This is a genomic window from Methylobacterium sp. CM6244 (genome assembly GCF_054817885.1).
Map to the genome: position 1 here is coordinate 3,961,150 of NZ_CM139247.1, position 13,389 is coordinate 3,974,538.

General features: G+C 67.3%; 14 protein-coding genes. 8 read left to right on the forward strand and 6 right to left on the reverse strand.

All coding sequences use genetic code 11. The features are described from left to right. Window positions 1-6 precede the first annotated feature (6 nt). The 3 genes from ACYQML_RS18570 to ACYQML_RS18580 form a co-directional block, all read right to left on the reverse strand. Entirely contained in the window at window positions 7-2,532 is a 2,526-nt protein-coding gene (locus ACYQML_RS18570; protein ID WP_461233636.1) for an RNA degradosome polyphosphate kinase, read from the reverse strand. A 98-nt stretch (window positions 2,533-2,630) separates the two neighbouring features. Continuing rightward, window positions 2,631-3,368 (reverse strand): P-loop NTPase family protein, encoded by a 738-nt coding sequence (locus tag ACYQML_RS18575; RefSeq protein ID WP_207412064.1) that lies wholly within the window; start codon window positions 3,366-3,368, stop codon window positions 2,631-2,633. 8 nt (window positions 3,369-3,376) lie between these two features. Further along, window positions 3,377-4,468 carry an AI-2E family transporter gene (locus tag ACYQML_RS18580; protein WP_207412065.1) on the reverse strand — a complete coding sequence of 364 codons (1,092 nt, stop codon included), beginning with the start codon at window positions 4,466-4,468 and terminating at the stop codon, window positions 3,377-3,379. 245 nt (window positions 4,469-4,713) lie between these two features. On the opposite strand from ACYQML_RS18580, the gene purM reads away from it, so the two are divergent. Further along, a complete protein-coding gene (gene purM / locus ACYQML_RS18585; RefSeq protein WP_207412016.1) occupies window positions 4,714-5,796 on the forward strand; it encodes a phosphoribosylformylglycinamidine cyclo-ligase in 1,083 nt (360 codons plus the stop codon). Further along, complete coding sequence (purN, locus tag ACYQML_RS18590) at window positions 5,796-6,464, forward strand: phosphoribosylglycinamide formyltransferase (protein ID WP_461233637.1); 669 nt, start codon at window positions 5,796-5,798, stop codon at window positions 6,462-6,464. The genes purM and purN overlap by 1 nt, the downstream gene beginning before the upstream one ends. A gap of 48 nt (window positions 6,465-6,512) precedes the next feature. On the opposite strand, the gene ACYQML_RS18595 is transcribed toward purN, so the two are convergent. After that, window positions 6,513-6,890 carry a hypothetical protein gene (locus tag ACYQML_RS18595; RefSeq protein WP_056424165.1) on the reverse strand — a complete coding sequence of 126 codons (378 nt, stop codon included), beginning with the start codon at window positions 6,888-6,890 and terminating at the stop codon, window positions 6,513-6,515. A 170-nt stretch (window positions 6,891-7,060) separates the two neighbouring features. Continuing rightward, the gene (gene ndk / locus ACYQML_RS18600) at window positions 7,061-7,483 is read right to left on the reverse strand and encodes a nucleoside-diphosphate kinase (protein WP_018043493.1); all 423 of its coding nucleotides are present in this window, start codon (window positions 7,481-7,483) and stop codon (window positions 7,061-7,063) included. Between the two features lie 313 nt (window positions 7,484-7,796). Between ndk and ACYQML_RS18605 the strand changes: the two genes are divergently transcribed. After that, window positions 7,797-8,336 (forward strand): DUF2147 domain-containing protein, encoded by a 540-nt coding sequence (locus ACYQML_RS18605; protein ID WP_461233638.1) that lies wholly within the window; start codon window positions 7,797-7,799, stop codon window positions 8,334-8,336. A 4-nt stretch (window positions 8,337-8,340) separates the two neighbouring features. On the opposite strand, the gene ACYQML_RS18610 is transcribed toward ACYQML_RS18605, so the two are convergent. Next, on the reverse strand, window positions 8,341-8,976 hold the full coding sequence (locus ACYQML_RS18610) for a glutathione S-transferase N-terminal domain-containing protein (protein ID WP_461233639.1): 636 nt from the start codon (window positions 8,974-8,976) through the stop codon (window positions 8,341-8,343). Window positions 8,977-9,230: 254 nt separating this feature from the next. On the opposite strand from ACYQML_RS18610, the gene ACYQML_RS18615 reads away from it, so the two are divergent. From ACYQML_RS18615 to ACYQML_RS18635, 5 genes are all read left to right on the forward strand, one after another. Further along, a complete protein-coding gene (locus ACYQML_RS18615; RefSeq protein ID WP_348271046.1) occupies window positions 9,231-9,458 on the forward strand; it encodes a hypothetical protein in 228 nt (75 codons plus the stop codon). A 65-nt stretch (window positions 9,459-9,523) separates the two neighbouring features. Continuing rightward, window positions 9,524-9,940 carry a DUF4345 domain-containing protein gene (locus ACYQML_RS18620; RefSeq protein WP_207412021.1) on the forward strand — a complete coding sequence of 139 codons (417 nt, stop codon included), beginning with the start codon at window positions 9,524-9,526 and terminating at the stop codon, window positions 9,938-9,940. A 49-nt stretch (window positions 9,941-9,989) separates the two neighbouring features. Continuing rightward, on the forward strand, window positions 9,990-12,014 hold the full coding sequence (locus tag ACYQML_RS18625; RefSeq protein ID WP_461233640.1) for an FUSC family protein: 2,025 nt from the start codon (window positions 9,990-9,992) through the stop codon (window positions 12,012-12,014). 12 nt (window positions 12,015-12,026) lie between these two features. Further along, complete coding sequence (locus ACYQML_RS18630) at window positions 12,027-12,221, forward strand: DUF1656 domain-containing protein (RefSeq protein WP_056424155.1); 195 nt, start codon at window positions 12,027-12,029, stop codon at window positions 12,219-12,221. A gap of 35 nt (window positions 12,222-12,256) precedes the next feature. Continuing rightward, entirely contained in the window at window positions 12,257-13,282 is a 1,026-nt protein-coding gene (locus tag ACYQML_RS18635; protein ID WP_461233641.1) for an efflux RND transporter periplasmic adaptor subunit, read from the forward strand. The last annotated feature ends 107 nt before the right edge of the window (window positions 13,283-13,389 follow it).

Below are 13,389 nucleotides of genomic sequence, written 5' to 3' on the forward strand. Positions count from 1 at the left end.
GTCCGCTCACGAACGTTGGGCCCTGCGGCTCAGCGCCCGCGGACTCGACTTCTTCGAGGACTTGCCCCGACCGGACAGGCTCGGGTTCGTCATGAAGTACTTGTGCGCGTTGAACGGCTCCTCACCCTCCGCAGGCTGGACCCGTTCACTCGCACCAGACGCCAGTACACGCCAGCTCTGCTGGTTGTCGAGAAGGTTGGCGAGCATGATCTGGTCCAGCACCTGCTGGTGCACAGTCTGGTTGGTGATGGGCAGGAGCGCCTCGACCCGGCGGTCGAGGTTACGGCTCATCAGGTCGGCGGAAGAGATCGAGACCGTGGCCTTGGGATGGGGCAGGCCGAATCCGTTGCCGAAGGCGTAGATCCGACCGTGTTCGAGGAAGCGCCCGACGATGGACTTGACCCGGATCGTCTCCGAGAGGCCGGGAATGCCGGGCCTCAGGCAGCAGATTCCGCGCACCACGCAGTCGATCTGCACACCCGCCTGTGAGGCGTCGTAGAGCGCGTCGATGATCTGCGCGTCGACGAGGGAATTGCACTTGATCCAGATCGCGGCCGGACGCCCGGCCTTGGCATGCGCCACCTCGGCGGCGATGCTCTCGATCAGGCGTGGCTTCAACGTCAGCGGCGAGACCGACATCCGCTCGAGTTCGGCGGGCTCGGCATAGCCGGTGATGTAGTTGAAGATGCGCGAGACGTCCCGCGCCACCGCCGGATCGGCGGTGAAGAACGACTGGTCCGTGTAAACCCGCGCGGTGATCGGATGGTAGTTGCCGGTGCCGACATGGCAGTAGGTGACGAGCTTGTCGCCCTCGCGGCGCACCACCATCGACAGCTTGGCATGGGTCTTCAGTTCGATGAAGCCGAACACCACCTGCGCGCCGGCCTTCTCCAGGTCACGGGCCCAGCGAATATTGGCTTCCTCGTCGAACCGCGCCTTCAACTCCACAAGGGCTGTGACGGACTTGCCGAGTTCCGCGGCCTCGGCCAGCGCAGCCACGATCGGTGAGTTCGACGAGGTGCGGTAGAGGGTCTGCTTGATCGCCACCACGTTCGGGTCACGGGCAGCCTGGGCCAGGAACTGAACCACCGAATCGAACGATTCGTAGGGGTGGTGGACGATGAAGTCCTTCTGCCGGATGGCGGCGAAGACATCGCCGCCGCTCTCGCGGATGCGCTCGGGGAAGCGTGGGTTGTAGGATTTGAACTTCAGGTCCGGCCGGTCGATTCCGACGATCTGCGCCAACTCATTGAGGGCAAGCATGCCCTCCACCACGAAGATGGCGTCGTAGCCGATCTCGAGTTCGTCGGCGACGAAGGCCCGAAGGTCCTCAGGCATCCCGGCCTCGACCTCGAGCCGGATGACGACGCCGCGCCGGCGCTGTTTCAATGCGGTCTCGAAATGCAGGACGAGGTCCTCCGCCTCTTCCTCGATCTCGAGGTCGGAATCGCGGATGACGCGGAACGCCCCCTGCCCCTTCACGAAATATCCGGGGAACAGGCGGCCCGTGAACAGCACGATCAGCTGCTCGATGGCGATGAAGCGCGCGGTGGTGTCCCCGGCCATGTCGGGCAGGCGCACGAAGCGGCCAAGGACCGAGGGCAGACGGATGAGGGCGCGCAGCGTCCGCCCGTCGCGCGGGCGGACCATCATCAGTGCGATGCTGGAGCCGAGGTTGGACAGGAACGGGAAGGGATGGGCCGGATCGATGGCGAGCGGCGTCAGGACCGGGAAGACGTGACTGAGGAAGTACTCCTCCAGCCAGGCCTTGTGCTCCGGGGTCAGGTCACCGGGCTCTACCAAGTCGATACCGACTCCATGCAGATCGTCACGCAATTCACGCCAGCGCCGTTGCTGGTCGAGGGCCAGCCGCGAGACTTCCGAACCGATGCGGGCAAGCTGTTCGGCCGGGCTCAGCCCATCCTGCGACGGCTGGATCAGCCCGGCGCGGACCTGATCGTGCAGGCCCGCCACGCGAACCATGAAAAACTCGTCGAGGTTGTTGGCCGAGATCGAGAGGAAGCGCAGCTGTTCCAGCAGCGGATGGCTGGTGTTGGAGGCTTCCTCCAGCACCCGGCGGTTGAATTGCAGCCAGGACAATTCCCGGTTCACGAAACGCTCCGGCGATTCGCGAAGGGCCCTACCGGCCGCCAGAACGCTCTCCCGCGCCGGGGGCTCGGCGGCGGCCCGTTCGGGCACCGTGTCGGCGATGACCGTCTCGACCAGGATGGAATCGGTCTCCGCGTCGTCCGCCGATGCGGAATCCTGCGCCGTTGCTCCGGGCCGGGACTTCGAGGCCGTCGAGGCGGGCTTCGTCACCCGTGCATGCGCGGCGGGGGCCCGGACGGTGCCGGCGCCCGCGGGCCGGCGTCGGGGCGCAGGCCCCTTCGCTGGCGCCGCGTTCGGCGTCCGGGAATCCAGGTCGTCCTCGCCGGGGCCGTTCTCGCCGTGCGAGTCCTCGGCGGCCAGAGCCGCTTCCTGCTCCTCGGCATCCGTACCCTTGGCGATCGCGTCCGACTCGACTTCCGGCAACGGGTCTTCTCCTCAACTCTGATAAAACGATCTGCTTCGTAACATACGATAGGGTCGCCGCGTCTGACATTTCGATGACAATCGGGCCGGACCTTTCATCAGGTCGGCGGACCGTCCTCTTCGGTCTCGTCGTCGCCGGCCTCGTCGTCCGGTACTCCCAGATCGGCCAGGACCGACATGGCCAGCGGCCTCGTGATGCGTCGACCCCGGCGCAGGGCGTCGCGGTCGAGTTCGGCCACTACTGCCCTTGCCCTGGCAAGGGAACGGTCGATCCGCAAGGCGATGGCCTCGACGACGCTGAGATCGACGACGAGCTGGCGGTCCACGAAAAGCTTTACCAGCACCGCTCGCATCAGCGCATCGTCGGGGGGCAGAATCGTGGCGCCCGGCGCCAGCCTGAGGCGCGAGCGCAGATCGGCTGTGACAAGCCCTAACGCCTCAACAGGCGCCGCCGCCGTGATGAGGACGGGGCTGCCGTTCTCCCGGGCGAGGTTGAGGAGGTGGAACAGGGCCGCCTCGTCGCGCCCCTCGGGCCGGTCGAGATCTTCGATGACCAGGGCACCGTTCGAGACGAGATGGGTGACTGAGTCGGCGGTGACGCCCGAGGCGGGGACGGTCCAGGCGTGGGAACGCGTCGCCCAGATCGAGGCCAGATGGCTCTTGCCGCTGCCCGACGGGCCGGTGATGAGACAGACCGTATCGGGCCAGCGCGGCCAGGCCTCGATCAGCCCATAGGCGGCCTCGTTCGCCGGCCCCACCAGGAAATCCTCGCGACCGTAGCGCGGGTCGAGGGGGAGGTCGAAGGCGAGTTGCTTCGGAGGCGCGGCCACGCGCATCGGTGTCTTCATCCCTCGCGCTTCTGAATCAGGATCGGTTCTTCCGCATAATAGAGTGGACTTTGAAGATAACGCGAGATCGCGAACCGCACGATGACGCCGATGGAGGCGGCCACCGGCACGGCGAGAAGGAGGCCGAGGAACCCGAACAGGGAGCCGAAGGCCAGGAGCGCGAACATCAGCCAGACCGGGTGCAGGCCGACCGAGTCACCGACGAGCTTGGGCGAGATGACGTTGCCTTCGAAGAACTGGCCGACCACGAACACGGCGACGGTCAGCCCGATATGGAGCCAATCCGATGTCGGCCAGAACTGGACCAGGGCGACGCCCACCGAGAGAAGGAAGCCGACGAGGGTGCCGACATAGGGGATGAAGGTGAGGAAACCCGCGATCATCCCGATCAGCACGCCGAAATTCACCCCGACGAAGAATAGGCCGACGGCATAGAACGTCCCAAGGATCAGGCAGACCAGGGTCTGTCCGCGGACGAAGCCGATGATCGCCCGGTCGATCTCGCCGGCCAGACGCCGCACGGTGGTGCGGTGGCGCGGAGGGGTCCAGCCGTCGACGGTGGCGACCATCCGATCCCAGTCGACGAGGAGGTAGAAGGCCACGACGGGGGTGACGACGAGGAGCGAGGCGATGGAGACCAGCGCCTGGCTGCCCGACCACAGCGACTTCAGGAAAGCCAGGAACCACGTGCCGCCCTGCCCCACCAGGGTTCCGACGGACGATTGCAGGTCGTTGAGAACGTCCGCCCCGCCGACCCGCGTCAGGATCGGCCCGACCCGCTCGACAATGATACCCTGCAGCCGTGACACCATGCCGGGGAACGTCGTCACAAGCGCCGAGATCTGATTGGCGGCCAGGGGCACCACGATCAGCAGGATCACCACGAGCCCAACGACGAACATGGCGAGGATCAGGAGCGAGGCGGAGAGCCGTCCGAGACCCAGGCGCTGGAGCCTGTCGGCCATGGGGTCGAGAAGATAGGCGAGGGCCAGCCCTGCCACGAAGGGCAGCATCACCCCCGAAAGCAGGTAGAGCAGCAACGCGACGATGCCGAGGCCCGCCAGTCCGATCACCGCCCTGCCGCGCATCGGCCGTCCCCCCTCGTCATGTCCGCCGTTGCGGAGAGTGGGAACGGCAGCGCCTACGGTCAAGGCATGGCGGTGGCCGGTCGTATCCCTCATGGCATTCTCCCTGGAGGGCAGGATCTGTGCGAATCGCTAATTTCCCGATCACGACTCGCCGAGATTGGTGCAAGCGGCTAGAGGAGCGGAATGACTTTGGCCGACATCCCGATGCCGGCCATGCAGGACGTGGATTGCGAGACGGGGCGCCGATGACGGCCGAGAGCAAGAACGGCGAAAGCCGGAACGGAATGACCTACGCGGATGCGGGCGTCGATATCGATGCCGGCAACGCCATGGTCGAGACGATCAAGCCGCTGGTGCGCTCCACCCGCCGGCCCGGGGCGGATGCCGAGATCGGCGGGTTCGGCGGATTGTTCGACCTGAAGGCCGCCGGCTTCTCCGACCCGATCCTGGTGGCGGCCAATGACGGCGTCGGCACCAAGGTCAAGATCGCCATCGAGACCGGCCGCCACGACACGATCGGCGTCGATCTCGTGGCGATGTGCGTGAACGACATCATCGTCCAGGGCGCCGAGCCGCTGTTCTTCCTCGATTATTACGCCACCGGCAAGCTGGTGCCGGGTGTCGGCACCGATATCGTCCGCGGGATCGCGGCGGGCTGCCGCATCGCGGGCTGCGCCCTCATCGGCGGTGAGACCGCAGAGATGCCGGGCCTCTACGACGGCTCGGATTACGATCTGGCCGGCTTCAGCGTCGGCGCCGCCGAGCGTGGAAAGCTCCTGCCGCGTCCCGGCATCGCGCCCGGCGACGTCGTCCTCGGCCTGCCCTCCTCCGGGGTGCATTCCAACGGCTTCTCGCTGGTCCGCCGGATCGTCGAGGCAAGCGGCCTCTCCTACGACGACCCGGCCCCGTTCGAGCCGTCGCGCTCGCTCGGCGACGCCCTGCTGGAGCCGACTCGGATCTACGTGAAGCCGCTGCTGGCCGCACTGAGGGCCACCGACGGGATCAAGGCCCTCGCACACATCACCGGCGGCGGCTTTCCCGACAACTTGCCTCGCGTCCTTCCCGACGGCGTCGGTATCAGCATCGACCTCGACGCGATCATTCCGCCGCCCGTCTTCGGATGGATCTCGAAGGTCGGCGGGGTCGCGGAATCCGAAATGCTGCGCACCTTCAATTGCGGTATCGGCATGGTGGCGGTGGTCTCGCCGGAGAGCGTGTCGGCGGTGACCCGTGCGCTCGACACTGCCGGGGCCTCGCCGATCCGCCTCGGGCTCATCACCGAGCGCGGACCCGAGCCGGTGACTTTCCAGGGTAAGCTCGCCCTGTGATGGCTCCCCGGCCCAAGATGCGGGTCGCGATCCTCATCTCGGGACGCGGCTCGAACATGGTCTCGCTGATCGAGGCCGCTCGGGCACCGGACTATCCGGCCGAGATCGTTCTGGTCGCCTCCAACCGGCCCGACGCCGGTGGTCTCGCCCATGCGGCGAGTGTCGGGATCGCCACGAAGGCGCTCGATCACCGCGCCTATCCCGACCGGGCGAGCTTCGATGCCGCCCTGAATGCGGAACTCGAAGCGGCCGGGATCGAACTCGTCGTGCTGGCCGGCTTCATGCGGATCCTCTCCGCGGGCTTCGTCGAGGCTTGGGCCGGGCGGATGATCAACATCCATCCGTCGCTGCTGCCGCTATTTCGCGGCGTCCATACCCACGAGCAGGCCTTGGCGGCCGGTGTCTGCTTGCATGGCTGCACGGTGCATTACGTGGTGCCGGAACTCGATGCCGGGCCGATCGTGGCCCAGGCCGCCGTCCCGGTCCTGCCGGGCGACGATGCCGACAGTCTCGCCGCGCGCATTCTCGTGCAGGAACACCTCCTCTACCCGCGTGCCCTGGCGCTGATCGCCGGCGGACGGGCCAGGCTGGAGAGCGGCCGCGTGGTGTTCGCCGGCGACATCAGGCCGGCCGAGGGGGCCTTGCTCAGCCTGTCCGCGCAAGGCTGAGGCCCGAATCGCCGATCCCGAAACATCGAGATCGGCGATGATGACGGCTTACGCCGGGCGCGGCAGGCTGCAGCTGTCGAGGGCCGAGAGAGCCTTCGCGCGGGCGGAATCGTTGAAATAACCGGTGGTGCGGTAGGATTCGAGCTCGGCCGGGTTGAGGCTCGCCAGGGTCTGCTTGGCGTAGCAGCCGCATGGGCGGGCGAGCGACGCTTCGGGGACGCTCTGCAGGCGGGACTGCGTCACCGTGCAGGCGTGGCGCACGCGTCCGGTGAGGTTGCTGGCGGAGGCCGTCTTCAACGCGGGGTCGGGCGTGTAGCCTTCGAGGGAGGCCGTGGGCGCACCCTTGTTCGCATTGCAGGCGGCGAGCAGGGACACGAGGCCGGCGGCGAGCAGGATCCGGCCGGTGCGCGAAGCGATGGAGCGCATGGAATGTGGGGTCCGTGAAAGGGATTCAATGAGGGAATTCCTTTCACGCCCGGCAGGACTCGCGCGCAAGGGCGTTCGCGCCACACCCGGCATCGTTCCGCGCCACGCTTCCGGTTCACCGGACGACGATGCGATCACGAACCCGTTGGCGGCGCGAAAGCCGGTCGGGCTCAGCCGACGATGTCGGAATCCTGGAAGAACTGCGCGATCTCGATCTTCGCGTTCTCGGCGCTGTCAGAGCCGTGCACGGTGTTCTCGCCGACCGACTCGGAGAAGGTCTTGCGGATGGTGCCCTCGTCGGCATTGGCCGGGTTGGTGGCGCCCATCACGGTGCGGTAGGCGGCGACGGCGTTCTCGCCCTCGAGCACCTGCACGACCACGGGGCCCGAGGTCATGAAGGAGACGAGTTCACCGAAGAACGGGCGCTCCTTGTGAATCTCGTAGAACTTTTCGGCCTGGGCCTGGGTCATCTGGATGCGACGCTGGCCGACGATGCGCAGGCCCGCCTTCTCGATCACGGCATTCACGGCGCCGGTGAGGTTCCGCTTGGTCGCGTCGGGCTTCAGGATGGAGAAAGTGCGCTCGGTGGCCATGTTCAGTCCGGTTATGTTCGCTCAGCCGAAAACGGCTTCGGCGGCCGGCTTATAGCGGGCACGCCCCGTCCTCTCAACCCGAAGGACGAAGACGGCGCATCCACAGCGGAATTCCCTTGGCCATGGCTTCGGCGCAACAGTGCCGGAAATTCGCCCGATTGCTGGTGTCTTCTCGCACCAGAAGACGCCGGCCCGGACCGTCCTCGACGTCCGGCACGGCCAAGGCCAAGCTCTCGACCTCAGGCTCACGACCCTTCGCGACGCTCCCGCCGATGCGCCGCGGCCCTTCACAGGCACCAGGAGACCAAAAGCCATGCGCGTTGCCCTGACCTCCGCCTTCCTGCTTTCCGGACTCGTCGCCGCCGCTGCGGCCCCGTCGAAGGACCCGTCCGGCACCTGGCTCACGAAGGATGGCCGCGCCAAGATCCGGATCGATCATTGCGGCCCGAACAGTGCGAACATCTGCGGCAAGGTCGTGTGGCTGAAGACGCCGACCACCGAGACGGGTGCGCCGCGCACCGACGCCAAGAACCCCGACCCGAAGAAGCGCTCGCGTCCCGTGATCGGCCTGCAACTCATCGAGGGGCTCGCCCCCGACGAGGAGAAGTTTTCGGGCGACATCTACAATATCGACGAGGGCAAGATCTATCAGGTCAGCCTGGAGCGCGAATCCGGCTCCGAGCTCAGCGTGTCGGGATGCCTGCTCAAGGTCCTGTGCGGTTCGGAGACCTGGACTCGCGTGCCCGACGTGAACCAGCAGGCCGCTGTCGCTCCGGCTTCCGAGGCCGCGCCGAAGCCCGCTACGAAGGCGGCCGCCAAGCCGGCCGCCGCTCAGGCCGAAGCCAAGAAGTAGCGGATCAGATCGCCGCGAAGCCTCGCTTCACGGCGGGTCTCGCCAGAACCAGATCGAGCCAGCGCCGGACATTCGGCAGGCTCGACAGGTCGATATCCTGCTTCTCGTGATGCTTGGCCCAGGTGAGGATCGCGATGTCGGCGATGGAATATTCGCCGGCCACGTAGTCGCGATCCGCGAGGCGGCGATCCAGCACGCCGTAGAGCCGATGCGATTCGGTGGTGAACCGCTCGATGGCGTAGGGGATCTTCTCCTGCGCGTAGATGCGGAAATGATGCGTCTGGCCAAGCATCGGCCCGAAGCCGCCAACCTGCCAGAACAGCCATTCGTCCACCGCCGCTCTGGCGCGTTCGTCGGCCGGGTAGAGGCACCCGGTCTTGCGACCGAGATATTGCAGAATCGCCCCCGATTCGAAGATCGAGATCGGCATCCCGCCGGGGCCGTCCGGATCGACGATGGCCGGAATCTTGTTGTTGGGAGAGATCGTCAAAAAGTCCGGGGCCAGCTGGTCGCCCTTGCCGATATTCACCGGCACCACCCGATAGGGCAGGCCGCACTCTTCCAGCATGATGGGAATTTTCCAACCGTTGGGCGTGCCCCAGGTATGGACGTCGATGGGGTTCTGGGTGGCGGCGGCCATGGGAAACGTCCCGCTCCTGTCAGGGTCGCGTCATATCGCCGATTCAAACCGGACGAGAAAGCGGATGGTTGCAGGTTTCACGCCGACATCCAACGGTGGACGGCATGGGGCGGCGCGACGAAGAGACTTGCTCTACCCCCGACTTCTGGCTGTGATGAGGTCGGCTCTGCCTCCGTTTCGTGAGTGCAGGGTAACGATCTGGGGTTGCAATCATGCGGGTTTGTTGTTTTCCAGCCATGGTGATCGCGGTGTCCATGGTTCTGGGCTTCGCCACGGCCGCGTCCGCCCAGGCCCCTGTGGCCGCTTCCCCGGATGCCGCCGCGAAGGAATTGAGCGTGGGGCAGAACGCTGCCAGGGAGCGGCAGAAGAAGTGCGGTGCCGAATGGCGCGCCCTCTCGGTCGCCGACAAGGCCGCGCAAGGACCGAAATGGCCGCAATATTATAGTAAATGCGTCAAGCGCTTGAAGGAGATCAAGGCCTGATCTAGTTCGGCTGGGAGCCGGCTCGCGGGCGCGGGATCAGCCGGGCCTGAACGGGGAACGGACGCATGCGGGAGCGCGAGGCGCTGCAACGAGTCGTGGCGGTGGCCGCGATCATACCGGTGGCGTCCGGCCTCTTCGGAATCCTGTTCGGGCTTGGAGGAGTCGGCGGCAACAGCCTGGCCCAGATCTCCGCCGACAGTCATTTCCGCTACCTGTCGGGTCTTCTGATGGGCATCGGCATCCTGTTCTGGAGCTGCGTCCCGGCCATCGAGGCGAAATCGCGCCTGTTCCGCTTCCTGACCCTCGTCGTCGCGCTCGGCGGTCTGGCGCGGCTGCTCGGTCTCTATCTTACCGGGCTGCCTTCGGCGGTCATGCTGGGGGCGCTGATCATGGAGCTGGTGGTGACGCCCCTCCTCTGCCTCTGGCAGATGCGGGTCGCCGGCAAGGCCGCGGATGCGGCGGCGGGCGAGCCTTCACTGTGAACGGAGCCTTCCCTGTGAACGGGGCTTTCCCTGTGAGCGGAGCCTGCCGATGAGCGGGCTGTCCGCCGAAACACGCCCCTCCCCGGCCGACCGCGTGCTCTCGTTCGTCGAGCGCATCGTTCCTCCGCTCTCCGCCTGGGCCTTCGCCCTGCGGATCTGGCTCGCCATGGTGCTGGCCCTCTACGCCGGGTTCTGGCTTCAACTCTCCGGCGCCTCGTCGGCCGCCGTCTGCGTGGCGATCCTGGCCCAGCCCAAACGCGGCCAAGCCCTGTCCAAGGCGCTGTACCGCTTTCTCGGCACCCTGGCGGGGGGCGCGATATCGATTCTGCTGATCGGTGCGTTCGGACAGGACAGGGTTCTCCTCCTGGTCTCTGTGGCGACCTGGCTCGGCCTCTGCGTCTTCGTCGCCCACTTCCTGCAGGACACGCGGGCCTATGGCGCCATGCTCGCGGGCTTCACTGTCGCCATCGTCGCCGTCGCCCATATCGACACGCCGCAGGTGGTCTTCGAGGCCGCCATCGACCGTGTCGCGGCGATCACCATCGGCATCGTCGCCATCACCTTCATCAACGACGCGCTGGCCTCGCCCAGCACGTGGCGCACCCTGCGCAAGCCGCTCTCGGAGGCCCTGTCGGCCACCAGGGCTTTCGCCCGCGAGACCCTGTCCCGGGCGGATCCAGGCTCGGAGCGCGCGGCGGCCCTGATCCGGCAGATCGCGGTGATGCGCGCCGATGCGAGCGCCATCGGCGGCGAACTCGACGACGGCGCCCGCCGGGCCGCCGGGGCGCGCAGCACCATCGCCGCGCTCTACGCCATGGCGGCGGCGAGCCGTGCCTTCACGGCCGCCGCCGCCTTGCTGGACCGCGAGAGTGAGGCTGTCGCCGAGGCCCGCCGGATCTGCCTGGGCCTGACCGACGACGGGAAGCCCGATGCCGACGCGGCTTCGCATCGTCTCGGTGCCCTGGTGGATGAGGCGATCCAGAGTGAGACGAGCGCGCCCCTGGAGATCCTGGCGCTGCAGCGCGGCCTCGATTTCGCGCGCGCCTCCTCCTTTGCCGAGGATGGATTGAACGCCCTCTCCACCGGCTGCCGACCGAAGCGCGACGTCGCCCTGCCGACGCATCGCGACCTGCCCGTGGCCCTTCGCGGCGCGGCGCGGGTGGGAATCGCCTTTGGCGCCACCGCCCTCCTCCTCATCGCCGCCGGCTGGCCCGCCACCTCCTTCGCCTTGGTACAGGTGGCGGCGACCTGTTCGCTCTCGGCCATCGCGCCGGATTCGAAGGCTTTCGCCCGCGGCGTCCTCATCGGCATGCCTATCGCGGCGCTCTGCGCCGGAATCGTGCTCTTCGGCGTGCTGGGGGGCGAGCAGGGCTTCCCGCTGCTCGCCATCGCCATCGCGCCGGTGATCTTCGTGGCGTGCTTTCTCAGCCTGAACCCGCCGACATTCGGAATCGGCTTCATCCTGCTCGTGTTCTTCATGGTCCTCCTGTCGCCGTCCAACCCGCAGACCTACGACGCGCAGACCTTCCTCGCGAACGCGTTCCTGGTGACGATGGCGGCTTGTATCCTCTTCGTCGCGGTGCGGATCGTACTGCCGATCTCGCCCGCCCAGCGCCGCGCCTTCGCCCTCGATTCGGCTCGGGATTCGGTGCTGGACGCGCTGGCTGGCGATGGCGGCGACGCCACCACCCGCACCAGCCTCAACAGCGATCGGCTGCTGCAATTCTCGCAATGGAGTTCGGGCAGCGGCGCCGTCCGCGCGGCGAGCCTGGACCGTGCCTTCGAGCTGGCCCGCCTCGAATCGGCCGCCGCCCGCGCCCATGCCCAGCTGTGCCGCCTCCCCGACGAGCCTTCCCTGAACGATGCCGCGAGGCAGGCGCGGGAGGGACTGGAGGCGGCGGACGCGGCCACGCTCGCCCGGTCCGTTCGTGCGTTCCTCCGGCACGGCCGATCCGTGGGCGCCCCGACGCGGCTCGACATCGCTCGCCTCGTCAGCGACCTGGTGACGGCGGGCGGCATCATGGAGAGCCAGCACCGCCTCCTGCGCCGCCTCGGCATCCTGCGACCGGCCTGATGGAGGCGCCCCGTGCGGCATGACATCGATCTCGGCGGCGTCCTGATCTCGCCCTTCGTCGCCTATGTGGTGGCGGCCCTGGCCATCATGGTGCTCCTGCGGTTCGGCTTCAGCCGCATCCGCTTTAGCCGCTACGTCGCCAACCCGCCGCTGGCCGAGGCGGGGATCTTCGTCTGCATCCTCGCGCTTCTCATCGTTCTCTTCTGAGCAATGTGTACCGCCGACATGGATCTTGCCTGACAATGGCCGACGACGATCTCTCCGATGCTCGCCCGTCCCGCGAGCGCGCGCCGTCCCTCGCCCGGCGCCGGCGTTGGCGCGTGGTGCGGCTCCTGGCGACCGTTGTGATCCTGGCCTGCGCCTGCCTGGCCGCCGCCCTGGTCTGGCAATTCTACGTCACCGCGCCCTGGACCCGCGACGGGCGCGTCCGCGTGCAGGTGGCCAGCGTAGCGCCCCAGGTCTCCGGCCAGATCGTCGATCTTCGCGTGGCCGACAACCAGAACGTCGCCAAGGGCGATGTGCTCTACGTCATCGATCCGGTGGATTTCGACATTTCCATCGCCACCGCCCAGGCCGAACTGGAGAACCGCGAGGCCGACCTTCAGGTGAAGCGGACCCAGGCGGCCCGGCGTGAGGCCCTGACCACCCTCTCCACCTCGGTGGAGGAGAAGCAGCAATATGCGGGCACCGCCAAGATCGCGGAGGCGGCGCTGGCTTCCGCGAAGGCGCAGCTGCATCAGGCCAGGGTCAACCGAGGGCGCACGGAAGTACGCTCGCCGGTGAACGGGCGTGTCACCAACCTCCTTCTGCGTGCGGGCGACTACGCCACCGCCGGCACCGTCAACGTCGCGGTGATCGACACCGATTCGTTCTGGATCGACGGCTATTTCGAGGAGACGAAGCTGGCCCATATCCGTGTGGGTGACGTGGCGAGGGCCGAACTCCTCGGTTACTCGGCCCTCATCGATGGCCGGGTGGAGAGCATCACGCTTGGCATCAGCAACGCCAACGCCTCGCCGAGCACGCAGGGCCTGCCCAATGTCGACCCGGTCTATACGTGGGTACGCCTCGCCCAGCGCGTCCCCGTGCGCATCCGCATCGAGCGGGTTCCCGACGGCGTCACCCTGGTGGCCGGCATGAACGCCACCGTCTCCGTGGGCGAGCCCGGTGCCCATGGCGGCACGTTCTGGAAGACCCTGCGCGACCGCTTCACGGGACCCTCCGCCTCCTCCGGGCAGGAGCGTGTTCCGGGGGCGGCGGCCCGCTGAAGCCCTGGCCGGGAAGACGTCGCGCTTCGCCGAATGCCTCGGGGCAGCATGCCCCGGCGATGAAGAGGTGAAAACTTCTTCAGTATTGGCGCGAAGTTGAGCACGGA